Annotated in this window: 19 protein-coding genes and 1 pseudogene; 10 read left to right on the forward strand and 10 right to left on the reverse strand. The window is 71.9% G+C overall.

All coding sequences use genetic code 11. The features are described from left to right. Nucleotides 1–105 precede the first annotated feature (105 nt). The 3 genes from ACWENQ_RS14245 (at nt 106) to ACWENQ_RS14255 (ending at nt 1994) form a co-directional block, all read left to right on the forward strand. The gene (locus tag ACWENQ_RS14245) at nt 106–510 is read left to right on the forward strand and encodes a hypothetical protein (RefSeq protein WP_452414431.1); all 405 of its coding nucleotides are present in this window, start codon (nt 106–108) and stop codon (nt 508–510) included. Nucleotides 511–861: 351 nt separating this feature from the next. Further along, nucleotides 862–1146, forward strand: a complete 285-nt coding sequence (locus ACWENQ_RS14250) for a putative quinol monooxygenase (RefSeq protein ID WP_449927903.1) — start codon at nt 862–864, stop codon at nt 1144–1146. Between the two features lie 221 nt (nt 1147–1367). Next, the gene (locus tag ACWENQ_RS14255) at nt 1368–1994 is read left to right on the forward strand and encodes a hypothetical protein (protein WP_452414432.1); all 627 of its coding nucleotides are present in this window, start codon (nt 1368–1370) and stop codon (nt 1992–1994) included. Nucleotides 1995–2142: 148 nt separating this feature from the next. Here ACWENQ_RS14255 and ACWENQ_RS14260 read toward each other — a convergent pair. Next, nucleotides 2143–2370: pseudogene (locus ACWENQ_RS14260) on the reverse strand (IS5/IS1182 family transposase); the annotation flags it as partial. Between the two features lie 131 nt (nt 2371–2501). Continuing rightward, nucleotides 2502–4574 (reverse strand): DNA gyrase/topoisomerase IV subunit B, encoded by a 2073-nt coding sequence (locus ACWENQ_RS14265; protein ID WP_452414433.1) that lies wholly within the window; start codon nt 4572–4574, stop codon nt 2502–2504. A gap of 228 nt (nt 4575–4802) precedes the next feature. Here ACWENQ_RS14265 and ACWENQ_RS14270 point away from each other — a divergent pair, with 228 nt between their 5' ends. Continuing rightward, nucleotides 4803–5033, forward strand: a complete 231-nt coding sequence (locus ACWENQ_RS14270; protein ID WP_354905090.1) for a DUF7455 domain-containing protein — start codon at nt 4803–4805, stop codon at nt 5031–5033. Nucleotides 5034–5346: 313 nt separating this feature from the next. Here the strand turns inward: ACWENQ_RS14270 and ACWENQ_RS14275 are convergent, their stop codons facing one another. Next, nucleotides 5347–6042 (reverse strand): GNAT family N-acetyltransferase, encoded by a 696-nt coding sequence (locus ACWENQ_RS14275; RefSeq protein ID WP_452414434.1) that lies wholly within the window; start codon nt 6040–6042, stop codon nt 5347–5349. Nucleotides 6043–6557: 515 nt separating this feature from the next. Here ACWENQ_RS14275 and ACWENQ_RS14280 point away from each other — a divergent pair. After that, entirely contained in the window at nt 6558–7274 is a 717-nt protein-coding gene (locus tag ACWENQ_RS14280) for a YaaA family protein (protein WP_452414435.1), read from the forward strand. Nucleotides 7275–7341: 67 nt separating this feature from the next. Here the strand turns inward: ACWENQ_RS14280 and ACWENQ_RS14285 are convergent, their stop codons facing one another. From ACWENQ_RS14285 to ACWENQ_RS14295, 3 genes are all read right to left on the reverse strand, one after another. Next, on the reverse strand, nt 7342–8967 hold the full coding sequence (locus ACWENQ_RS14285) for an RNA polymerase sigma factor (protein WP_449927893.1): 1626 nt from the start codon (nt 8965–8967) through the stop codon (nt 7342–7344). A gap of 241 nt (nt 8968–9208) precedes the next feature. After that, complete coding sequence (locus ACWENQ_RS14290) at nt 9209–11302, reverse strand: SpoIIE family protein phosphatase (protein ID WP_354905099.1); 2094 nt, start codon at nt 11300–11302, stop codon at nt 9209–9211. Between the two features lie 194 nt (nt 11303–11496). Then, the gene (locus tag ACWENQ_RS14295) at nt 11497–12066 is read right to left on the reverse strand and encodes an HhH-GPD-type base excision DNA repair protein (protein ID WP_449927891.1); all 570 of its coding nucleotides are present in this window, start codon (nt 12064–12066) and stop codon (nt 11497–11499) included. A gap of 189 nt (nt 12067–12255) precedes the next feature. On the opposite strand from ACWENQ_RS14295, the gene ACWENQ_RS14300 reads away from it, so the two are divergent. The 5 genes from ACWENQ_RS14300 to ACWENQ_RS14320 all read left to right on the forward strand — a co-directional run bounded on the left by ACWENQ_RS14300 (nt 12256) and on the right by ACWENQ_RS14320 (nt 16371). Next, the gene (locus ACWENQ_RS14300) at nt 12256–12444 is read left to right on the forward strand and encodes a hypothetical protein (RefSeq protein WP_354905103.1); all 189 of its coding nucleotides are present in this window, start codon (nt 12256–12258) and stop codon (nt 12442–12444) included. Nucleotides 12445–12612: 168 nt separating this feature from the next. Continuing rightward, nucleotides 12613–14130, forward strand: a complete 1518-nt coding sequence (locus tag ACWENQ_RS14305) for a hypothetical protein (protein ID WP_354905238.1) — start codon at nt 12613–12615, stop codon at nt 14128–14130. Nucleotides 14131–14141: 11 nt separating this feature from the next. Further along, nucleotides 14142–14897, forward strand: coding sequence for a LamB/YcsF family protein (locus ACWENQ_RS14310; RefSeq protein ID WP_354905105.1), 756 nt, complete (start codon nt 14142–14144; stop codon nt 14895–14897). After that, a complete protein-coding gene (locus tag ACWENQ_RS14315) occupies nt 14894–15514 on the forward strand; it encodes a 5-oxoprolinase subunit B family protein (RefSeq protein WP_452414437.1) in 621 nt (206 codons plus the stop codon). Before ACWENQ_RS14310 ends, ACWENQ_RS14315 begins: the two co-directional genes overlap by 4 nt. After that, nucleotides 15511–16371 carry a 5-oxoprolinase subunit C family protein gene (locus ACWENQ_RS14320; RefSeq protein WP_452414438.1) on the forward strand — a complete coding sequence of 287 codons (861 nt, stop codon included), beginning with the start codon at nt 15511–15513 and terminating at the stop codon, nt 16369–16371. Before ACWENQ_RS14315 ends, ACWENQ_RS14320 begins: the two co-directional genes overlap by 4 nt. A 75-nt stretch (nt 16372–16446) precedes the next feature. Here the strand turns inward: ACWENQ_RS14320 and ACWENQ_RS14325 are convergent, their stop codons facing one another. From ACWENQ_RS14325 to ACWENQ_RS14340, 4 genes are all read right to left on the reverse strand, one after another. Then, nucleotides 16447–17544, reverse strand: a complete 1098-nt coding sequence (locus ACWENQ_RS14325; RefSeq protein ID WP_452414439.1) for a winged helix DNA-binding domain-containing protein — start codon at nt 17542–17544, stop codon at nt 16447–16449. A 99-nt stretch (nt 17545–17643) separates the two neighbouring features. Continuing rightward, entirely contained in the window at nt 17644–19344 is a 1701-nt protein-coding gene (locus ACWENQ_RS14330; RefSeq protein WP_452414440.1) for an ABC transporter family substrate-binding protein, read from the reverse strand. Between the two features lie 207 nt (nt 19345–19551). Further along, on the reverse strand, nt 19552–21783 hold the full coding sequence (locus ACWENQ_RS14335; protein WP_452414441.1) for an AAA family ATPase: 2232 nt from the start codon (nt 21781–21783) through the stop codon (nt 19552–19554). Between the two features lie 197 nt (nt 21784–21980). Continuing rightward, complete coding sequence (locus ACWENQ_RS14340) at nt 21981–23744, reverse strand: hypothetical protein (RefSeq protein WP_452414443.1); 1764 nt, start codon at nt 23742–23744, stop codon at nt 21981–21983. Nucleotides 23745–23878: the final 134 nt, after the last annotated feature.

Below are 23878 nucleotides of genomic sequence, written 5' to 3' on the forward strand. Positions count from 1 at the left end.
GCTCGACGCTCCGGACCCGACCCCCGCCACGCGGTGCCCTCCCGCACGCATGCGCAGGTACTCGAGGCGCGGTGGATCAGCTGGTCGGCAGGGTATGGCGCAGCTATGGCCGACCAGGTTGAAGAACGCGTCGAAGCTTCACGTGAGCGGGCTCGGCAACTTCGCGAGCGGGCTCGGCAGGCCGGTGAGCGCGCCGAGCAGATCGCCCAACGCCTGCAGGAGCTGGAGCGGAATCCGGTCGGCGGATGGGCGCGCGGATCCACGGTCCGGCAGGCCCGCGAGGCGGCAGCGCGCACCGTGCAGGCCGCCCACCACGCCGCATGCGCCGAGGCGGCGGCTCACGAGGGCTATCGCCAGGCCGCCCGCGCCCACCGCCGCACCGCCGACCTGCACGACATGCTGGCCGCCGCACACATCGGCGACGCCGAATGGCATCACCACCGCGCCGAGCAACTTCGCCGAGAGGCCTGCGAGGACGACGAGCAGAGCGGCCTCTCCCACACCGGTTGACCAGCAGGGATGCTGCCCCACGCCGGATGACGAGCAGGTGTCCGTGGAGTGGCCGAGGCGGACTGCGCGACGGCGGACGACCAGCCTGGCCATCCGGTGACGGCCGGGCCGTTGCGCGGGCGCAGCCCGGCGGTCCGGCGTTCAGCCCTGTGGGCGACGACCGACCAATCCCCCGGCGCAAAACCGGCGGCCCGGTCCGGGCGATCGGCGGGGCGGGCGACAGGACCTCCGGGGCACGGAGACCGTTTTCCCGAGGATCGCATCGGCTGAAGGGTCAGGGGCCGCCCCTTAGAAAGCGCACCGGCTCACGAGAAATCTGAACAGCTCCCCACAGAAGGCGAGGAGAACATCGTGGTCATCATCTCCGGCAAGCTCTACGTGGCCGCCGACGCCCGCGACGCCTACCTGGCCGACTGCCGCGAGGTGATGGAGCAGGCCAGGTCGGCCCCCGGCTGCTTCGACTTCGCCCTGTCGCCCGACCTGCTCGAACCCGACCGGATCAACGTCTACGAGCGCTGGGAGACCGACGAGGACCTCGAACGCTTCCGAGGGGAAGGCCCCAGCGGCGCCCAGACGGCACAGATCCGCGCGGCCGAGGTGAGCAGGTACCGCATCTCGGCCATCGAACCAGCTTAGAGGCCACGCGGATTGGTGCGAATGGAGGCTGTCTGCGGGCTGGGTCAGGACTTGCCCACCCGGGCTGCCGAGGTCTCGAACGTGACGTTGCGTAATCGGACACATCATCGCCTTGTGTAGTTCCACGGATCCCGCCGACCGCTGTCATCGACCACGATCAGGCACCTACAGTTGTCGAGCCACGCCCACGTAGCCGTACGATCACCCGATCAAGGACCACGATGTCGATACACGAGAATCTGGCAATCCTTCGCCGCGCCGCCGAATCCGGAACGGTCATCATCACGGCGTCGGAGCCCGCCTCCGCCGAAGCCGTCCGCGACCGCGAGACAGGGCTGAAGCCCCATTTCGGAACCGTCGACTGGACGGCTCCGCCCAGCTACCGGGCTTTCCTCGCCGAGCACAACACCTTTGCCGGTAAGCGCTGGGACGTCTCATCCAACAGGTACATCGAGTTCGTCGTCGTCGGTGACGATGCCATCGTTGAGCTGAACTCCGATCTCGTGCATATGCCCGAGCAGGTGGACCGCGGCGACGGCCGGTGGCTGTCCACCAACCATCTGGTCGGCTTCGCCCTCGCCGACGCAGACAACGAGGCGGTCTGGTGCTTCGATGTCACCCAGCCGGACGCAGACGGCGAATACCCGGTCTACTACCACCACTACGACGATCAGGAAGGGCGCGCACGCTACGTTGAGGGCGGGGACTGGGAGGACCTGGCCAACTCCACCCCGGACTTCCCCACGTTCGCCGCCTGGCTGGACGCGATGGCCAACGCGTTCACCGCGCCTGAGCCACCGAGCTGGTTCGAGCAACTGGGCTCTCCGGGCTTCTACCCAGGGCTGTAGGAGGCCGTACGGGCAGGGGTGCGATCATGGTCGGCGATTCGGGCGTCCGCCCCAGCGGTGAGTCGTCCATGCCTGCCGGATCAGACCGCGCACGGTGATGATCGTGTCGGCGAGGCCGAAGAATGCGCCGACGACGGTGGCGCGCCGGATCCACTCGTCGCCGGACCGTGGTGGCCGAGCAGGTCGTGTCGGCGATCGCCTGGCAGGAGCAGCCGAATCGCAGGAGCTGCGGCATCTTGTTGAAGACGATCCGGTCGGTGATGCGTGGGCGGTGGCAGCCCAGCGGATGAGTCGCCGCGCAGGTCGGCCGCTCGGGCAACAGAGCGGCGAATCGGTCCCGGAGTGGTTCGGCCAGCCATGATGGAAGTACAGGCACAGGTCTCCCCGGTGGTCACAGAGCGTCGCAACTCCATGATCGCCAGGACCTGTGCCCGTCTTACTGCCGGGGTAGCACCAGCACGCCTGTCTGCGCGACCTCTTAGCCGCAGCCGGCCGGTCCGATGCGGCTCAGGCGTCGATGTGGTCGCGGTCGACCTCGGCGGCGCTGCTCACGATGAACTCCCTGCGCGGCGCCACATCGCTGCCCATCAGCAGGTCGAAGATGCGCTCGCCCGCCTCGGCGTCCTCGATGCGCACCCGGCGAAGGATGCGGTGGCGCGGGTCCATCGTGGTCTCGGCCAGCTGGTCGGCGTCCATCTCGCCCAGACCCTTGTAGCGCTGCACCGGATCCTTCCAGCGCTTGCCGCGCCGTTCGAGATCGCGCAGCACCTTGTGCAGCTCGGCGTCGGAGTAGCAGTAGATGTACTTGTCCTGCCCGCGCCCCGGGTTGGTCAGCTCGATGCGGTGCAGCGGCGGCACGGCGGCGAAGACGCGCCCCGCCTCGACCATCGGCCGCATGTAGCGGTGGAAGAGGGTCAGCAGCAGGCAGCGGATGTGCGCGCCGTCGACATCCGCGTCGGCCATCAGGATGATCTTGCCGTAGCGGGCCGCGTCGAGGTCGAAGCTGCGCCCCGAGCCCGCGCCGACCACCTGGATGATCGCGGCGCACTCGGCGTTCTTCAGCATGTCGGCCACGGAGGCCTTCTGCACGTTGAGGATCTTGCCGCGGATGGGCAGCAGCGCCTGGAACTCCGAGTCGCGGGCCAGCTTGGCCGTGCCGAGCGCGGAGTCTCCCTCGACGATGAACAGCTCGCTGCGGTCGACGTCGTCGCTGCGGCAGTCGACCAGCTTGGCGGGCAGCGCGGAGTTCTCCAGCACGCTCTTGCGGCGCTGGTTGTCGCGGTGCTCGCGGGCGGCGATGCGCGCCTTGGCAGCGGCGACGATCTTCTCCAGTACGGCCCGCAACTGCTGCTTGGCCCGCCGGGGCGGGTTGGCGAACAGCTCCCTGAGCTCACGCGAGACGACATGGGAGACGATGCGGGTGGCGGCCGAGGTGCCGAGGACCTCCTTGGTCTGCCCCTCGAACTGCGGCTCGGGCACGCGAACGGTGACCACGCCGGTCAGGCCCTCGAGGATGTCCTCCTTGGTGACCGGGTCGTCGCCGTTCTTCAGCAGCCTGGTCTCGCGCAGCAGCTCGTTGAGTGTGCGGACCAGACCGCGCTCGAACCCGGTGATGTGGGTGCCGCCCTTGGGGGTGGCGATGACGTTGACGAAGGAGCGGACGGTGGAGTCGTAGCCCTTGCCCCAGCGGATCGCCACGTCGACGGACAGCTCTCGCTGCACCTCCGTGGGCGTCATGTGGCCCTGGTCGTCGAGGACGGGCACGGTCTCGTGGAAGTGGCCGACGCCCTGCATCCGCAGGACCTCGCAGACCGCCTCGTCGCGGGCGAGGAACTCGGTGAACTCGGAGATGCCGCCGTCGAAGCGGAACTCCTCGGTCTTGCCCTCGTGGATGAGGACGAGCGTGAGGCCCGGCACGAGGAAGGCGGTCTGGCGCAGCCGTACGTGGATCTCGTCGATCGAGACCTCGGCGTCGGGCAGGAAGATCTGCTTGTCGGCCCAGAAACGGACGCGGGTGCCGGTGGCGTCGGCGCGCAGCTTGCCGCCGTCGCGCAGGCCGGACTTCTTCTTGAACTTGGCGGTGGGCCCCGGACCGTCGAACACGCCGGGCACACCGCGCCTGAAGCTGATCAGGTGGATCTGGCCGCCGCGGTCGACCTCGACGTCGAGCCGGGACGACAGCGCGTTGACCACGGAGGCGCCCACGCCGTGCAGGCCGCCCGAGGCGGCGTAGGAGCCGCCGCCGAACTTGCCGCCCGCGTGGAGCTTGGTGTAGACGAGCTCGACGCCGGGGAGCCCCGACTTGGGCTCGATGTCGACCGGGATGCCGCGGCCGTTGTCGCGGACCTCGATGGAGCCGTCGTCGTGGAGCTCGACCTCGATGCGGGTGCAGTGGCCGGCCAGCGCCTCGTCGACGCCGTTGTCCACGATCTCCCAGAGGCAGTGCATGAGACCGCGGCTGTCGGTGGACCCGATGTACATCCCAGGGCGCTTGCGGACCGCCTCGAGGCCCTCAAGCACCGACAGGTGACGAGCTGTGTAACCCGCCTCCGCTACCGTCACTCCAGCTCCTCTGGTCATGCATCGAACACGTGTGCGTAGCTTACCGTTCTTCCCGCCTGTGCGCGTACAAGCTTGCCATCAGGCGACGTTTGGCGTTACCAACGGCGCGTCAGACGTTACCTTGGGCCATATTCCGCTCTGGGCGTAGCGAGGCCGTGATTGGGAACGTCCAGGTCCGGTTAGATGTTGTCTCAAGTGACTGACGCCAGATCCTCGCTTCGGCGGGGGTGACCCGAAAGGCGATACGTGACTGGAGCTCTCGCCCCCGTTAAGCCGCTGACGGCCCTCGACCGTTGCGACCGTTGCGGCGCCCAGGCCTACATTCGCGCGACCCTGCCTGTCGGCGGGGAGCTGCTGTTCTGCGCCCACCACGGGCGTCAGCACGTGGCCGTGTTGCGTGAGAAGGGCGCCGAAATCCTGGACGAGTCGGCTCGGCTCAGCGCAACCCCCACATCCGCATCTCCCGACGAACGCTGACCGGCATTTCGTCTGCTGACATAACCACATACGGCATGAAGCGCAGGCGGCGGCCCGGTGTTCCGGGTCCGTCGCCTGCGCCTTCTCACGGGTGACTGCGCCCGCGACAAGAGACCGGCATCCGCCCCCTGGCAAGCGCCCCGCTCCTCACGGCTCGCCCGTCAGGCCACCGCCGTGACCGAAGGCGCCGACGCCCACACGCCACCCCCTCCGGCACCCCACCGAACGGCCGGCTCCTACGGCGCGACCTGCCGAGCGGCCGGTGTCCTGCCGGCGTCTTGCCGTGTGCCTCACCGGACCCGGAACGTGTGCCTCACCGGACCCGGTAGTGGTAGCCGCCGTGGATCTCGAACCCCTCGCCGCGGTAGAACGCCGACGCCGCCTCGTTGGCGGCCGTGACCACCAGGTAGGCCGAAGCCGACCCCGCGTGCCGTACCAGCGCCCTGAGCACGCTGCGCGCCAGCCCACGGCGGCGGGCCCGCGGAAGCGTCGCCATGCAGTAGACGCCCAGCGTGTCGCCCTGCGGCACGCCGCGGCCGACGGCCAGCGCCACGCCGTCCTCCTCCACCGCCGCGTACCAGGCGGGCACGCCCGCGCAGATCTTCGCGGCCGCCTCCAGCCCGTCGCCGTAGCGGCCGTCGACCGCCCACCACGACTCCAGCCAGCCCTGCCACGGGGCGCTCTCGACGCGCACCTCGTGGGCGGGAGCGCCGAGCGGCGTGCGGGCGACCATGCTGTGCACGGGGTCGACCACGCGGTAGCCGCGTTCCTCCAGCACGGCGTCGAGATCCGTCGCCCGCGAACCGATCGAGAAGACGGCGGGCAGGCCGCGGCCGGCGTAGAAGGCCTCCGCGGTCTCGAGGGCACCGCCGAGGTCGGCGGGCATGCCCGTCACCAGCACCGAGTTGGCCCGCTTGGTCACCCCTTCGGCGTGGCGGAGGGTCCAGCCGTCCAGCTCGACGCGCTCGAGCGCGGGCCACGCCCGGTCCATCAGCAGGTCGAGATCCATCCCGGCAGCCTAGCGGCGCCCGTCCGGTACGGCACGCGCGCCCGGCCCCGCCGCGGTCACCGCCGCCCTCCCGCCCGGACACGCCTCTCCAGCAGACCCACTCCAGCCGACTCGGGCCGACTCCAACCGACTCCAGCCCGCTCCACCAAGTCGGCACCGGCCGGCTCCAAGCGGCCTCAGCCGACTCCGGCAGGCTCAGCCCTCCGACCCGGCTCGAGCCCGCGCCAAACCGGCTCCGGCCGGCTCGAAGCGGCCCCAACCGACTCCGGCAGACCCAACCGGCTCCGGCCGGCTCGAAGCGGCCCCAACCGACTCCGGCAGACCCAACCGGCTCCGGCCGGCTCCAAGCAGCCCCAGCCGACTCCGGCAGGTTCAACCGGCTCCAATTCGGCTCCAGCCCGCGCGAAATCGGTTCCGGCAGACTCAGCCGGCGTCCAACGTCCCGGCAGTCTCCGGCAGACTCCCCTCTGGGCGTGACGTCGCACGTCAGCCGCCCAGGTGGTAAACCCGTACCCGTGCTCATTCTGCTCCCGCCGTCCGAGGGCAAGGCCGCCCACGGCACCGGTCCCGCCGTCGGCGACCTGTCCTTCCCCAGCCTCGCCAGGCCGCGCACCCGTGTGACGAACGCCCTCATCAAGGCCGCCAAGCGCCGCGACGCCCTCGACGTGCTGGGCCTCAGCCAGGGCCAGGCCGCCGAGCTGGACAAGAACCTGGCGCTGAAGACGGCGGCCACGCTGCCGGCCGCCGAGCTCTACACCGGCGTCCTCTACGACAATCTCGGTCTGGCCACGCTGGACGCCGAGGCCAGGGCCAGGGCGGAGCGGGCTGTGGTGATCTTCTCGGGCCTGTGGGGCGTGCTGCGGATCACCGACCGCGTGCCGCCGTACCGGCTGTCCATGGGGGTCAGCCTGCCGCCGATGGGCGCCCTCGCGACGTTCTGGCGGCCGCTGGTGAGCAAGGAGCTGGACCGGCTGGACGGGCTGGCCGTCGACATGCGCTCGGCCACGTACGCGGGCGCGTGGAAGGCGGGGGCGCGCGGGGTCGCGGTGCGGGTGCTGCGGGACGGCAAGGTCGTCAGCCACATGGCCAAGGCGACCCGCGGCGAGATCGCCCGGCGGCTGCTGGAGAGCGCCGCCGACCCGGCGACGCCCGACGAGCTGGCCAAGGTGCTGACCGACCTGGGTTACGCCGTGCGGCTCTCCCCCGGCCGGATCGACGTGGACGTCACCTGACAGACTTCGCCGGACAAGCGGAAGGGGGTACGGCCCGCAAGGACCGTACCCCCTTCTCGCGCGACACCTAATCCAGGTAGTCGCGCAGAACCTGTGAACGCGACGGGTGACGAAGCTTGGACATCGTCTTCGACTCGATCTGCCGGATGCGCTCGCGCGTCACCCCGTAGACCTTGCCGATCTCGTCCAGCGTCTTCGGCTGCCCGTCGGTGAGGCCGAACCGCATCGACACGACGCCCGCCTCCCGCTCCGACAGCGTGTCGAGAACGGAGTGGAGTTGCTCCTGCAGCAGCGTGAAGCTGACGGCGTCGGCCGGGACGATGGCCTCGGAGTCCTCGATGAGGTCACCGAACTCGCTGTCGCCCTCCTCACCGAGGGGGGTGTGCAGCGAGATGGGCTCGCGGCCGTACTTCTGGACCTCGACGACCTTCTCGGGCGTCATGTCCAGCTCGCGGGCCAGTTCCTCGGGCGTGGGCTCGCGGCCGAGGTCCTGCAGCATCTGCCGCTGGACCCTGGCCAGCTTGTTGATCACTTCGACCATGTGGACCGGGATGCGGATGGTCCGCGCCTGGTCGGCCATGGCGCGGGTGATCGCCTGGCGGATCCACCACGTGGCGTAGGTGGAGAACTTGTAACCCTTGGTGTAGTCGAACTTCTCCACCGCGCGGATCAGGCCCAGGTTGCCCTCCTGGATCAGGTCCAGGAACAGCATGCCGCGCCCGGTGTAGCGCTTGGCCAGCGAGACCACCAGCCGGAGGTTGGCCTCCAGGAGATGGTTCTTGGCCCTGCGGCCGTCCTCGGCGATCCACTCGAGCTCGGCCCTGACGTCGACGGGCAGCTGGTCGACCTCGCCGCCGCCGAGCTGCTCCTCGGCGAACAGGCCCGCCTCGATGCGCTTGGCCAGCTCGACCTCCTGCTCGGCGTTGAGCAGGGGGACCTTGCCGATCTGCTTGAGGTAGTCCTTGACGGGGTCGGCGGTGGCGCCGGCGGCGGCGACCTGCGCCACGGGGGCGTCATCGTCGTCGTCGGAGAGGATCAGCACCTCGTCGTCGCTGGTGGCGACGGTCTCGGGCTTGGGCTCCTCGTCGGGCTCCTCGTCGGCCTCGACTTCGACCTCGACCTCGACCTCGTCGACCTCCAGGTCTTCGAGGTCCTCGAGCTCGACGTCGCCCTCGAGGTCGATGTCGTCCTCGTCGACGCCCTCGGGCGCCTTCGGCTTGGTCGGTGCGGGCCCGTTGGCGGGCGCCTCGGCCTTGCCTTCCTTCTTGGCAGGCGCTGCCGCCTTGCGGGCCGCAGGGGCGGCCTTCTTGGCGGGCTCGGCCTTCTTCGCGGCGGGCCGCTCTGCGGAGGCTGCCTCAGCGGCGACGACCGCGGTCACGGTCTCCGGCTGCTGCTCCTTTGCGGCCGCTGCGGTTCTCGTCTTGACGGGGGCAGCGGTACGGCGCTTTGCTGGACCACGAGACTTCTTCGGAGCCGCCGAGTCAGCGGCGGTCAGCCGGACGACGACGCCCTCTTTGCTGAGCGTCCGCAGGACCCCCGCGGCTTGCGACATGGGGATGTCCGCCTCCTCGAAGGCCTGACGGACATCCTCGGACTCGAGGAACCCCTGCGAGCGCCCACGCTCGAGCAGTCGCTGAATGACGGGCTCGTTCAGCTCTGATGGCTTCGAGCGAGTCGAACTTGCAGGCGACACGAACACCTCTCGAACGAACGCGTGGCGACAATGGACCCAGATGCCCGCTGGGGGGCTATGCCTCTCTAGGAGATCGGTGCGGCCGTGCGGAGCGCAAACGGACCATCCAGCATTCTGGCACGACCCGGCACTCCATACGGCCACCTCCCGGCGGTTGACCTCCACCCTAGGCCGACCGGAACAGTAGTGCGTACGGAAGCGGTGCACTGATACCCGAAAGCAACCCTTATGACTGTTTCATTCAGTCACTCTTCGTGGCTGCGGGAACGTGAATCGCGAGCGCCGTGACGTCATCGTCCTGTTCGTAGCCGGACAACATGCGATCTACAAGGAAATCAAGCAGCATGTGCGGATTGTTTACGACTTCGTGTGGCGCTTCGGTCACAACCGAGCAAAGCTCCGCGAGTCCCGCGTCCAGCCCGCGCTTGCGGTTCTCCACCATGCCGTCGGAGTAGAGCACGGCGGTGTGCCCCGGCGGCACCACGAACCGGAACTGCCGGCGCGAGGTGGGCCAGCCGAGCGGCGTGCCGGGCTCGGCGTCGCACAGGATGGCGCTGCCCTGCGGCGAGATGAGCACGGGTGGCGGGTGGCCGGCCAGCGCCAGCGTGCCCTCGCCGGTGCCGGGCTCCACGACCATGTAGGCCAGCGTGGTGACCTGCTCCTCCTCCTCGGTGGCGTCGAAGACCCTGTCGAGCCCCGTCAGCACGGCCGCGGGCGGCGGGTTGGTCAGCGCCAGGGCACGCATCGCGTTGCGGATGCGGCCCATGCCCGCCGCGGCCTTGACGCCCTTGCCCATGACGTCGCCGACGACCGCGGCGACCCTGCCGTCCTGCAGCACGAACGCGTCGTACCAGTCGCCGCCGACCTGCACGTGGCGGCTGCCGGAACGGAACCGCTGGGCCAGCACCAGGCCCTTGACCACCGGCAGCCGGTCGGGCAGGAGGCTGCGCTGCAGCGTCTCGGCGGTGCGGTGCTCGCGCTCGAACAGCGTGGCCCGCTCGACCGCCAGCGCGCACTGGCCGGCCAGCGCCTCGAGGAAGACGCCGTCCTCCTGGGAGATCTTCTGCGGCCTGGTGAAGGAGAAGCGCAGCGCGCCCAGGGCGCGCCCGGCGGCCAGCAGGGGCAGTCCGACCCAGGCCCGCTCGTCGCTGTGGGCCAGGAAGGCCGTCAGGACGTCCTCGTCGCCTCCGGCGTCCAGCAGCTGGGCCTTGAGGCTCTCGGGCGATTCGGCGAAGACCGGGCGCCTGCTGTTGACGGCCATGGTCAGGACGCTGGAGTGCGACAGCGGCACGTCCTCGCCGGTGGCGCCCGGCACCTCGGGCACGCCGCCGCCGTTGACCAGCTTGAGCACGGCCCTGTCGAGGTCGAGCAGCGCCACCGCCGAGCGGTCGGCGGCCAGTGCCGTACGGCCGACGTCGATGATGACCTGCACCACCTGCTCGACCGTCAGCGCCTCGGCCAGCATCGCCGTGGCGCCCTGCAGCCTGGCCGTGCGCAGCGCGGCGGCGCCGAGCTGGTCGGTCAGCCTGCCGCGCATCTCCTCGGCCTCGCGCTGCGGCGTGACGTCGGTGTTGGCGCCCACCCACTCCACGACGCGGCCGTGCCGGATGATCGGCACGGCCCGCACCTCGAAGTGGCGGTAGCCGCTGGCTCTCGTGCGGACGCGGTAGTTCCACTCGAACATGGTGCGGCCGCGCAGCGCCTCCTTCCACACCTCCTCGGTGTGCTGGCGCTCGTCGGGATGGACGGCCTCCAGCCAGCCGTGCGCCAGGTACTCCTCCAGCCCCTGGCCGGTGATGGCGCGCCACTGCGGCGCGTCCTCGACCACCGCGCCCGTGGGCGAGGTGATCCACACCAGCTGCGACTGCGCCTCGACGAGGGAGCGGTAGCGCTCCTCGCTGCGCCGCAGGTCCTCCTCGGTCTGGCGGCTCTCGGTGACGTCGGCGCCGATGAGCGCGACGGCGCGCAGCTCACCCTGCTCGTCGTGGACCGGCGAGAACGACAGCGACCAGTGCCTGGTGTCGCCCTCACCCGAGCGCACCCGCACGCGGCCCTCGGCGACCGGAGCGTCGCTCTCCACCACGCCCTGCACGGCGTGGGTGATCAGCCGGCTGAGGTCGGCGGTGAGGGTCTCGGCGGGTGTACGGCCCGGCAACCGGTCCGCGGGCACGCCGACGACATCGCTGAACACCTCGTTGACCCGGTCGAAGCGCCCCTCGGGGTCGAAGAAGGCGAAGGCGAACTCCGCCTCGGACATCAGGCCCTTGAACAGGCCGGAGTCTGAGATGTCCACACCCGACTCCCGGGGACGGGGCACGGAGGTCTCGGCGCTCATGGTCGGCACCTCCGTCGCGTGCCAGGGTCTCCCACGCGGCACATCTCCATAACTGTGTATCGGTGTAGCGCAGCTCCGGGCGACCGGATTCTGCTGTACATCATCGGCGATGGGCATGCACGGACGGAAGCCCCGGCCGCCATACGGTCAACGCATCCTGTCAAAGTCGCTCCACTGTGCGCAGCAAGATCAGGCTACTTGCCCTTGGCCGCCTTCTTGGCCTCCTGTTTGGTGGCCCGCACCTTCTCCAGGCTCTCGCCGTCGACGACGTCGGCCACGGAGCGGAACGACCCCTCCTCACCGTAGAGTCCCGCGGCCTCGCGCCAGCCGTCGGGCTGGACGCCGAGCTGCTTGCCCAGCAGGGCCAGGAAGATCTGGGCCTTCTGCTTGCCGTACCCGGGCAGGTCCTGCAGCCGCCTGAGAAGCTCCTTGCCGTCGCTGACGTCCGCCCACAGCAGCTCGGGCCTGCCGTCGTAGTGCTCGACGAGGTAGGCGGCCAGCCGCTGCACCCGTTCGGCCATGGACTTGGGGTAGCGGTGGACGGCCGGCTTCTCGGCGAGCACCGCCGCGAACGCCTCTGGATCATAGGCCGCCACCTCCTCGGCCGTCAGCTCGTGGCCCAATCTCTGCGAGATCGTGTAGGGGCCGGAGAAGGCCCACTCCATCGGGATCTGCTGATCGAGCAGCATGCCGACGAGCAGGGCGAGCGGACTGCGGCCGAGCAGCTCGTCGGCCTCCGTCCGCTGGGCGAGCTGGATGCGCATGGAACCAGCTTCGCATGAAAGGAACTTCCAAGAAGCGAACACAGGCGCCACAGAGGGTTGACAGCTGCCCGAGAACCGGTGGAATGGGAACGCACTCCCCAGCTTGACCGTTCTTGGGGTTTTGCCCCGTGGCTCCAGAGGAATCTCACTCCTATGCTCGCACTGGCCACTCGACTCATACGGGAACCGGTGAGCCTGCGCCTGGCCGCCGAATTCCTGACCGTGCCCATCGAGACCGTCGACCGCTGCGTCGCCGACGCTCTCGCCTGCGTCGAGCACCTCGGCATCGAGGCCACGCCCGACATCGTCGAGCGGATAGCCCGCGAGCACCTGCTCGCCATCGTCAACTCCGCGCCGCCGCCGCGCCCGCCCCGATAACATCAAGACCCGGCCTGCTTTCGTCTGGCGGACGGCGACGGCCGGTCAAGCACGGTTTCTCATTGGTAAACGCACCGTTTCCGCCTGGAATGCGAGAGAGTGGAGGGCGTGCGCCGACACCGACGAGACCCAAGGGAGAGCACTCCGCCTGACGACGTGTTCGCCGAGATGGTGCAGGCGGCCCGCGAGCTGCTGGCCGTCCGCAGTCCCCTCGACGCCGAACTCATGGTCTCCGACATGGTCGGCGCCTGGTGGGGCCGCAGGGTGCGCGGGGGCGACGTCGAGCAGGTCCTGGGCGAGGGGCTGGTCGACTACGCGGCCAAGGCGGGCACGCCCGCGTCGCTGACGCTGCTGATCTGCCTGGCCTACCTGGGCACGGCCCGCCAGGGCGCCAAGGCCGAGGGCGCGGCGCTGGCGATGATGGAGTCGGGGGTGGCCAGGCCGGGATGGGCCGACAGGGTCGGCGCGGTGAAGCCGACCGGGTGCTACGTCTCGCGCGACGCCTACGGCGACCAGGACACCGTGATCTGCACCTTCGGCTACCGGTGGAGCGAGGAGCGGACCGAGGGCGCCCACGCCGCGGCCGCCCACCCGCAGGACCGCCACGCGCTCGTGATGGTCGTCGACTACAACATGTCGGGCATGGCCCGCGACGCGTGGGTCTCCACCCACGTCGACAAGCTGCTCGACGAGGCCCGGGCGGAGGCGGAGGCCAACCCGATGCTGCTGTTCGAGGAGGTCGAGCCGCAGCAGGCCAGGGCACTGCTGGAGTCGGCGATGCGGGCCACCCGCGAGCCGAAGAACCCGCCGCCGGTCAGCGACAGCTACAGCGCCTACCACGCCTTCGCCAGGTCCAGGCTGAAGGCGCTGCCGCCGGGACGCAGGCGGCCCGCCCCGCTGCACAGCGAGGCGCCCTACAGCAGGGAACGCAGGGCGATGCTGGCCGCCGAGTTCCTGGCCTCCGACGCGGCCGAGCACCTGTCCGACCCGTCGGCCGCCTCACGCTGTGCCGACCACATCATCGACTACGGCTGCGAGCAGGACTTCGACCGCCCGCTGCGGGTCAGCCCCACCAAGTGCGAGACGTTCCTGCTCGACTGGCTGCCGCGCAAGGTCATGCTCAGCCACGCCGAGCAGGAGGCGATGCCGCACGTGCTGGCGGCGTGGGTGCGGTTCGCCGCCCGCCGTACCGGGCTGCCCGAGCAGGGGATCGCGGCCACGCTCGACGGGGTGTGGGAGGCCACCGCCCGCTTCCCCGACGCCTACCGCGATCCGGCCTCCTTCGGGCTCGACATGGCGCTGATGGAGCGGCTGCTGCCGGACGGCGACCTGTCGGCGCTGGCCAGGCGGGTGTTCGCGTTCCCGATCCTGCAGGGCAGGCACGGCGACATCGACCTCGACACGCTCAACCCCGCCGACGAGGCCGACCGGCGCATCCTGCTGGAGATCGACCACGTCGGCGAGATCGACGAGCAGCACCTGGCCTGGCACGAGGAGATCGCCACGCGGCTGTGGGAGGGCGATCCGCCGCAGCTGTGGGAGGCGGCGCAGCGGCTGCTCGACCTGGGCCACGACCGGCACGAGGTGCTCCACGTCCTCATCGAGATCGTCGAGCGCATCGGCGCCGACCCCGAGGAGCTCGCGTCCGCGCTGGATGACATCGCGGACATCCCCGACGGCCTGTAGCGTCATGACCTATGGTGATCGACCTCAACGCTGACCTCGGAGAGGGCTTCGGCATCTGGCGGCTCGGTGACGATCTCGCCCTGCTCGACATCGTCACCTCGGCCAACGTCGCCTGCGGCTTCCACGCGGGCGACCCCGTGACGATCAGGCGCACCTGCGCCGCGGCCGTCGACAGGGGGGTGACCATCGGGGCGCAGGTGTCCTACCGTGACCTGGCCGGTTTCGGGCGCAGGGAGATGGACGTCGAGCCGGAGGAGCTGTGCGCCGAGGTGCTGTATCAACTGGCCGCCGTCGACGGGATCGCTCGGGCGATGGGCGGCCGGGTCGCCTACGTCAAGCCGCACGGCGCCCTCTACAACCGGGTCGTGCGTGACCCCGTGCAGGCCGCCGCGCTGGTCGACGCGGTGCTCGACTACGACGCCGGCCTGCCCGTGCTGACCCTGCCCGGTTCGGTGGTCCACACGGCGGCGGCCGAGGCGGGGGTCCCCACGGTCACCGAGGCGTTCGCCGACCGCGCCTACACGCCGGCGGGCACGCTGGTCTCGCGCCGCGAGGAGGGCGCGGTGATCCACGACCCCGGCGAGGTGGCGGCGCGGGCGGTGCGCATGGCCGTGGACGGCACGGTGACCGCGATCGACGGCTCGGAGGTGTCGGTCAAGGCGCGGTCGGTGTGCGTCCACGGCGACACCCCCGACGCGGTACGGCTGGCGCGTGCCGTACGGGACGGCCTCCTGGAGGCCGGGGTGGCCATCCAGTCCTTCGCATGAGCCTGGTCAGGCCCGCCGGAGAGCACGGACTGCTGGTGGAGACGGGGTCGCTGGCGGCCTCCCACCGGCTGAACGCGCTGCTGCGCGCCGAACGGCCGGCCGAGGTCGAGGAGATCGTGCCGGGGCCCGAGACGGTGTTGGTGGTGGCCAGGGGCGGCGACCAGTCGCGGCTGCGCGCCCGGCTGTCCGAACTGGCCGAGCTCGCCTCTGCCGGCGGCGATTCCCCGGCGCTGTCCGAGAAGGTGGTGACGATTCCCGTCGTCTATGACGGGGCGGACCTGCCGTCGGTCGCCGCCGAGACGGGCCTGACCGTGCCCGAGGTGATCGCCAGGCACACGGGCACCGAGCTGGTGGCCGGCTGGCTGGGCTTCGCGCCGGGCTTCGCCTATCTGACGGGGCTGGACCCCGTGCTGCACGTGCCCCGCCTGACCACGCCGCGCACGTCGGTGCCCGCGGGCTCGGTGGCGATCGCCGGTCCCTACGCGGCGGTCTACCCCACGGCCTCGCCCGGCGGGTGGCGGCTGCTCGGCCGCACGTCGCTGCGGGTGTGGGACGTCCGCGCCGACCCGCCGTCGCTGCTGCCGCCCGGCACCCGGGTACGCTTCGAGGCGACATGATCGAGGTGCTCGCCCCCGGGCCTTACGCCACGGTGCAGGACCTGGGCCGGCCCGGCTACGCGCACCTGGGCGTGCCCCGCTCCGGGGCCGCCGACGCCGCCGGCCTGCGCCTGGCCAACCGCCTGGTCGGCAACCCCGAGGGCAGCGCGGGCCTGGAGCTGACCTTCGGCGGCGCCAGGCTCCGCTTCCTGAGCGGCGCGTGGATCGCGGTGACAGGGGCGGCCTGCCCGCTGACGGTGGTCTCAGGGACGGGGGCGCACGGGATGGCGGTGCCCTTCTGGCTGCCGCCGGGCGCCGAGCTGCGGGTCGGCGCGCCCGCCGCGGGGCTGCGGACGTACGTGGCCGTGCGCGGCGGCATCGACGTGGAGCCCGTGCTCGGCAGCCGCTCGACCGACTCGCTGTCGGGGCTCGGGCCCGAGCCGCTCCGGGCGGGCACGCGGCTGCCCGTGGGCGCCACCGGCGCGCTCGCGCCGATCCGCGCCGACCACGCGTCCGCGGGGGCGCTGCCGCCGCCGGTGCTGCGCGTGCTGGCCGGGCCGCGCGACGACTGGTTCGCGCCCGGCGCGCTGGCCGGGCTGTGCGCCCGGCCCTACGAGGTCACCCAGGACAGCAACCGGGTCGGCGTACGGCTGCGCGGCACCGTCCTGGAGTGGGCCCGCCGGGGCGAGCTGCCGAGCGAGGGCGTGGTGACGGGGGCGATACAGGTGCCGCCGAGCGGGCAGCCGATCGTCTTCCTGGCCGACCATCCGCCGACCGGCGGGTACCCGGTGATCGGCGTCGTGCTGGACGCCGATCTGCCGGTCGCCGCCCAGGCCCGTCCCGGCGACGCGCTCACCTTCAGGCTCGTGCGGCGCTGACCCGGCCGGGGCCGCGGACCAGGGCCCCTTCGGCGCGCCGCCCTCTTCCCCGACGGCTGGTCGCCTCCCGGTTCGTCAGGCGCCGGGATCCTGCGCGGTGGCGGCCCGCAGCCTGGCGACGGCCGCGGCGAGCGGCTGCTCGGGGACCGGTTCGAAGAGCTCGAGAACCGGCTCGCCGTCCTTGCTCTCCCAGACGCCCGCCACGCGGCCCTGGTAGATGACGACCGGCGAGATCCACCCCGCCGCCCGGCTCACCTTGGACTTGACGCCGGCGGGGATGAGCGGCTCCAGGGATCGGGGCGCGCCCAGGATGTACTGATCGAAACCGGGCAACAGGTGCACGGCCTGCGAAGGCTCGGTGGCCGCCAGGTCGTCGAGGTGCTCGGTGAGGGCCAGCAGCGGAGTGCCCTCCACGTCGACCTCGGTGAGCTCGGGGGCCAGGTCGCGGAACCAGCCCTTGAGCACGCCCTTCCTGGCCACGCCGCCGAACAGCCAGGTGTCGAAGGCCTCCGGCGAGGCGGGGCCGTGGGCGGCGAGGAACGCGCGCGCCAGCCGTACGCCCGCCTCCTCGAAGGAGGGCAGCGCGGCGGGCCATGACGGCAGCCACGCGCGCGGGGCGGTGAACGTCACCCTGCCCTCGCGCGGCGGGCCGTAGCAGAGCTCGCCGAGGCGGGCCAGCGGTTTGAGGAGCACGCCCCAGCCCGAGGTCAGGGCCTCGCGGAGGTGGTCGTCGCCGGTGCGGTCGACGACGGCCTCGACCAGTTCGTCGCGGGTCAGGGGGGCGCCGCCGAGGACCCGGGGGACGGCGTCGATGATCGCCTCGGTCTCCGCCGGGGTGACGCCGTGGCCGCGCTGCCACGACCCCTTCTCCCAGAAGCGCAGGGTGCTGAGGGCCGCGCAGTAGTCGGGCAGGTCCTCGGCGGGGACGAGGTGGAGGGTGCCGCGCATGATCCAGGTCTTGACCAGGGTGCGGTCCTGCCAGAGGGCACGATCGAGCTGCCCGGGGTCGGGGGTGGCGCTGCGGACGGCGACGGCCTGCCGGGTGGAGGAGGCGACCTGGTTCTGCAGGCCGCAGAGCCTGCGGGCGATCTCCACCGCGCCGGGGCCGTCGGCGGCGGCGACGAACTGGCGGCGCAGTCGCCAGGAGAGGACTTGGGGCCAGGTCAGTTTCACGGATCCACTTCTACACGGCGCCACCGACACAACCGCCGGCCGGTACGGCATGCCGCCGGACGCCCGCCCCGGGAAGGGCGGGGCGCCAGGCGCGGCAAGTCAGGAGGTGAAGCCGATGTCCTGGTATCTCAGGTCGTAGAACCCCCGCGCCCCCATGTTGGCGAGCGCCGCCTTCGTCGCCACGATCTGCGGCCGCTGGTAGAGGGGCAGGACGTTGACCTCGTCCCAGATCAGCCGGTCGGCCAGGATGGTGGCCTGGCGGGCCTTGCCGGCGTCCAGTTCCTCCGTGGCCCGCTGCATGGCCAGGTCGATCTCGGGTGATCCGATGCGGGCCACGTTCGCGTTCCACTGCCGGGCGCCCTTGGCGTCGGTCGTCGCGTCGGCGTACGTGCCGTACCCGCTGGAAACCGGATACGGCGTCCCGAGATATGAAAAAGCCGTTATGTCGTAATTGCCGGGAATGATGTATTTCGGGAAATAGTCGTCGGCCGGCACCGCCTGCAGCGTCACCTTCACCCCCAGCCGGATCAGCATGTGCTGCACCAGCTCGCCCTCCGACTTGGTCAGCTGCGAGCCCGCCGGCATGACGAAGCGCAGGTTCAGCTCCTTGCCGTCCTTGACGCGTGTCTGCCCCTTGAGCTTCCACCCCGCCGCGTCGAGGGCCGCCCTGGCCCGCTCCGGGTCGTGGTCGCCCACCCGTCCCGCGCCGCCCTCGTAGCCCTCGTGGGTGTTCATGAGGAAGTGGTTGTCCAGCAGCGTGACCGGCCAGTCGAGGCCCCGCAGGTCCGACTCGGCGATCGCGCGGCGGTTGATCGCCATGGCGATGGCCTGGCGCACGCCGGCGTCGGCGAGCACGGCGCTCTGGCCGTTCATCGTGATGTGGCGGAAGTCGGGACCGGCGGCCCGCCGTACGACGGCGCCCCGGGTGGCCTTCGACCGGGCGTAGCCGGGGGCGGACGGGCCGATGTCGAAGGTGTCGATCTCGCCGTTGGCGAAGGCGCCGACCAGCGCGTCGGCGTCCATGGCGCGGAAGACGATCCGGTCGAGCTTGGCGCGCTCGCCCCACCACGCCGGGTCGCGCACGAGGGTGACGGTCTTGGCGGTCCTGTCGAGAGCCTGGAACCTGAACGGCCCCGCGGTGACCGGGATGCGGTTCACCCACCCGCGGTTGAAGGTCTCCGCCGAGCCGTTGGTGGACCTCGGATAGAGCGGGGTGAACAGCGACTGCCAGTCGCCGAAGCGGTTGGCGAAGGTGATGACGACCTCGAAGTCGTCCTTGCCCCTGGCGACGGACGCGATGTCGCGGTAGCCGGTGGTCGAGCCGGCGCGGAAGCCGTCGGCGGCGCCGTTCATCGCCTTCCACTGGGCCTGGTAGTCCTGCCAGGTGATGGCCCTGCCGTCGGACCAGTGGGCCTTGGGGTTGAGGGTCAGCGTGACGACCTGCCGGGGGGCGGTGGCGGTGACCTCGCCGCCGAGGAGGTAGTCGGGGTTGGCGCTGACGACCGCCTTCTCGTCGCTGCGGAAAGGGATGGGCATGAGGGCGTCGACGACGTTCTTGGCGTCGATGAGGCCGCCGTCGACGTGGTGGACGTTCCACTGGGCCGGGTACTGGCCGATCCCCCAGTGCAGCGTGCCGCCGTCCTTGACGCGGGCGCGGTCGACGGGGTTGATGTCGAAGGCCTTGACCGCGGCCGCCCTGTGCCCTGGTGGCCCTCCGGCGGCCGGTTCGCCACCCGAGCAGGCCGCCAGGGCCACCGCACCTGCCACGGCCATGAGCGCGACGAGCCGGGATGTTCTCACTGTTCCTCCTGGATCGCCTCGGGCGCGGCGGCGTGGTGGCGGGCGGCACCGGAGGCGGGAGGGCCGTCCCGGCGGCGCGATACGCCGCCTGGAACGTTCCCGCCCCAGACCGGCTGACCAGATGGACGCGGGGGCCCGAGACATGAGCCCCGCCATCATCACCGATCGTAGCCAAACAGATACACCCTGCGATCGATATGGAGGAGGTCAGCGTCCCGCGAGCTCGTCGACGGCGGCGCGCACGTCGTCGCTGGTGATGGTGGTCAGCTCCGACTCGCTGGCGGCCTGGCCCAGCGCGGCCAGCCGTACGTCGCGGCGCATGGCGGCCCGCTCGAACAGGGAACGGGCGAAGCGGCCGTTGCCCAGGCCGTCGATGAGGCGCTCGCCGCAGACCCAGGTGAAGACCTCGTCCAGGTCGGTGCGGGCCGCTTCGTCGAAGTGGTCGCCCGAGCGCTCGGCCAGCAGCACGGCGATCTCGGACAGCTCGCGCGGCGAGTAGCTGGGGAAGGCGACCTTCTGGTTGAAGCGGCTGGCCAGGCCGGGGTTGGTGGCCAGGAAGCGGTCCATCTCCCGCTCGTAACCGGCCAGGACGACGACCAGCCTGTCGCGGTCGTCCTCGGCCCGCTTGAGCAGCGTCTGGACGGCCTCCGCGCCGAAGGCGTCGCCGCCCGCGTAGCCGGGGTTGACCAGGCCGTAGGCCTCGTCGACGAACAGCACCCCGCCCAGGGCCCGGTCGACCAGCTCGTTGGTCTTGATCGCCGTCGCGCCGAGGTGCTGGCCGACCAGGTCGGCGCGCTGCGCCTCGACCACGTCGGGCCGGGCCAGCAGGCCGAGCGCGGCGAAGATGCGGCCGATGACGCGCGCGACGGTGGTCTTGCCTGTGCCGGGCGGGCCGACGAAGACGAAGTGCCGCATCTGCGGCGGCGTGGGCAGCCCCCGCTCCTGCCGCATGCGGGACACCTGGAGCTGGGCGGCGATGGCGTGGACCTGCCGCTTGACGGGTTCGAGGCCGGCCATGCGGTCGAGGTCGGCCAGCGCCTCCTCCAGCGTGGGCGTGGCGGTGTAGCCGCGGAAGCGGGCGGTCAGCTCGTTGAAGGCCTTGGTGACGTCGGCGACCGTCGTGGTCGTGAGGTCCTCGGTGCTCGGCGTGCCGCCCGCCCCGACCACGCGCACGTCGCGGGCCTGCGCGGCGGCCTCGACCAGGCTGCGCACGAAGCGCGCGTTGCCGAGCTCGTCGACCAGGCCGCGGCGCTGGACGTCCTCGAACAGGCCGAGCAGCGCGGGCCTGGCCTCGGCGGCCAGCCGGTCGCCGCGCCGCTTCTGCAGCAGGTCGGTGATCTCCAGCAGCTCGGCGGGCGAGTAGCTGGGAAAGCGGACCCTGGTGGCGAACCGCGACGACAGCCCCGGGTTGGAGGCCAGGAAGGAGGTCATCTCCTGCTCGTAGCCCGCCAGGATGATGATCAGGTGCCCGCGGTCGTCCTCGGCCCGCTTCAGCAGGGTCTGTACGGCTTCCGCGCCGAACCTGTCGGGCTGCCCCTCCGAGGAGTTGATGAGGCTGTAGGCCTCGTCGATGAACAGCACCCCGCCCAGCGCCCGGTCGACCAGCTCGTTGGTCTTGATCGCCGTCGCGCCGAGGAACTCCCCCACCAGGTCGGCCCGCTGCGCCTCGACCACGTAGGGCGTCTCGAGGAGGCCGAACGCGTAGAAGATCTTGGCGACCGAGCGGGCGACGCTGGTCTTGCCCGTGCCCGGCGGCCCGACGAAGACGAAGTGCCTGGTCGGCCGGTCGGCGGGATATCCGGCCTCGGCGCGCAGCCTGGAGGCCTCGATGGAGGCGGCGATGGAGCGGACCTGCTCCTTCACCGGGGCCAGGCCGACCATGCCCTCCAGTTCGGCCAGCGCGTCCTCCACCGAGATCGGCGGCGGCGGCGCGGCCCTGTCGGCGTGCTGCGGATGGCCCGGCTGAGCCTCGCGCGCCCTGACCCGGACGGGCTCCTCCGCCACCAGGTCGGCGCGGGCCTTGCGGGCCAGGACGAAGCGGTGCACGAGGACGGCGGCGGCCGCGCCGTACGACGCCCAGACCGCGATGCCGTCGGAGACGGGAGACAGCGCGGCGGCCAGCGCGCCCGCGGGAAGCAGCGCCATCAGCGCCGTCACCCAGGGCGGCACCCAGCGGATCAGGTGCGCGCCGGCCGCGACGGGCAGCGCGAGCACCATGAGAAGGGTGGGCGCCATGGACGGCGCGGGGAACAGCATCACGAACACCGGCAGCAGGCAGGCCCATCCCAGCAGCACGAGCGCGGTGGCGGCGGCGCGGGGGAAGCGCAGGGTGAGCGCGACGAAACCGAGCAGGACGAGCGTGACGAGGAAGGTCTTGAACAGGTCCCAGCCCATGGCGGCCGCCAGACCGACCGCGCCGACCAGGACGCCGACGTGCATCACCCTGCGTATGGCGGGCGGGAGGCGGAAATAGCGCAGCCGTACCTGTTCAAACAGATCTCGCGCCGCGGCCCGCCCCGCAGAGCGAGTCCTGTCGGAGTCCCGCATCACGCCTCCCCGGTTCGACCCCGGTTATACCGCACAGACGTCGCCGCCGCGCTATACGGCGCGCGTGGACGCGGCGATTCGGAGTGCCGCTACCGGCGCTGGTGCCGTCCGGGGAACTCGCCCACGAGGACCTGCTGGGGCGTCACGCGCAGCACGTCCGATTCGGGGTCGGGCAGGGCGACGCCGCGGATCTCCGCCCAGAGGCGGCGGTGCGCCGCGTCGGCGGCGAACAGGGCGACGCGCGGGTCGCGCTCGACCGCCTCCCACGCCTCGGCTCCGGCGATCAGCCGCAGCTCGCCCGAGGCGGTGACGGAGGTGACGGCGCCGACGGCCAGCGCGCGGGGGCCGAGGGGGTCGGCGCAGGCCAGCACGATCTCACGGGAGGACGTGACGGCCTTCATCGTCTCCGGGGTGAGCCGCACCGGCGGGCCCGCCCCCTCCATGACCGGCTCCGCCATGATCAGGGCGGCCCGCCACGGGCCCGGCGCGCCGCGCCACCAGGCGCGTGCCGCGCGCAGCCCGAACACCGCGGCCGCCGCGGCCAGCGCGCCGAGCACCAGGCGCCATGCCCACGCGCCCACCTGCTCGCCGCCAGGCACGAGCACGGTCACCAGGCTCGCCGCTCCCCCGGCCGCACAGGCCAGCGCGGCGGTCAGCGTGAGCGCGACCGCCGCCACCAGCCACCTGTCGGCGCCCGAGGCGGCCAGACCGGCCAGCCCTCCGCGCCGCCTGACCCGTGCCAGCAGGTACGGCAGGGCGAGCGCGGCCAGCCCCGCCGCGGGTTGGGCCACCATGGCGGCCGCCGCCAGCGCCGCCAGCGCGGACCAGGATCTGACCAGCACGATCCAGAGCGCGACGGCGACGTCCCGGCGCGCGGCGCGCTCGCCGTAGGCGGCCGACATCTGGGCCAGGGCGAGCACCGGCCTGCCGCGCCAGGCCTCCGACAGCACGCGCAGGACGGCCAGCACGGGCGCGTTGAGCAGCACGATTCCCGCCAGCCCCGCCCAGAGCGGGTCGGCGAGGGGCACGAGCAGGGAGGCGGCGTAGGCGAGGACGGTGATGCCCGCCGTCGCCACCGACAGGCCGAACCACCGGTCGCGGCCGAGCATGACGGGGACGACGGACCAGATCCGCACCCTGCGGGCCTGGCGGACGCTCGCCGCGCCCACCAGGACGAGGGCGATGATGCCGACCAGTCCCAGCGGCGCGGCAGGGACCGGACCGGTGACCACCAGCAGGCCCGAGGCGGCGGTGGCGACGGCGGACAGCAGGCGGGCCTGGCGCGACCAGACCTCGAGGGCGCGCCTGGCCCGGCCGGTCTCGCGCGGGTCGATGGTCCAGGCGGGGTCGTGGTGGGCGCGCGGCGGGTCCCAGCGCAGGAGGGCCAGCCCGTGGTTCACGCGGGCGGGGGCGTGCGCGCCGTTCCTGCGCAGCGCGGCCAGGTAGGCGGCCGCCGCGCGTCGATGCTCGCCGCGCAGCAGCGCCAGGTCGCCGGCCATGGCATGGGGTTCGGGCGCCTCCGGGGCGAACCGGGCCGCCGCCGCGGCGCTGTCGGCGGCCTCGCGCCAGCGCCCGGGGACGCGGCGCAGGGCGGCGCCGAGCCGCAGCCGCGCCTGCCACGAGCCTGGCGCCAGCCGCACGGCGCGCTCCGCCTCCCGTACGGCCTCGGTGTCGCCGCCGAGCCGTTCGAGGGCGAGGCTGGCCAGGCGGTGCGGCCACTCGTCGGCGGGCTCGAGGGCGACGGCTCGCCGCGCGGCCTCCAGCGCGGCCTCGGGGCGCTCGGCGGACAGGTGGGCGAGAGCGACGGCGCACCATCCGGCAGCGGAATCCGGTTCCTCGCCGTCGCTCCCCACCGCTCCATGATCCGTTCGCGCAGGTCGTTGCGATAGATCAGGACATATGGCTGTATCTCACTAGAGAGGTGGAACCACTCCATGTGATCAGTCGATCCGGGTGTGCCACGTGCCGGACATCGCCTAAGCTGCCA

It is taken from the genome of Nonomuraea sp. NPDC004354 (assembly GCF_053602555.1).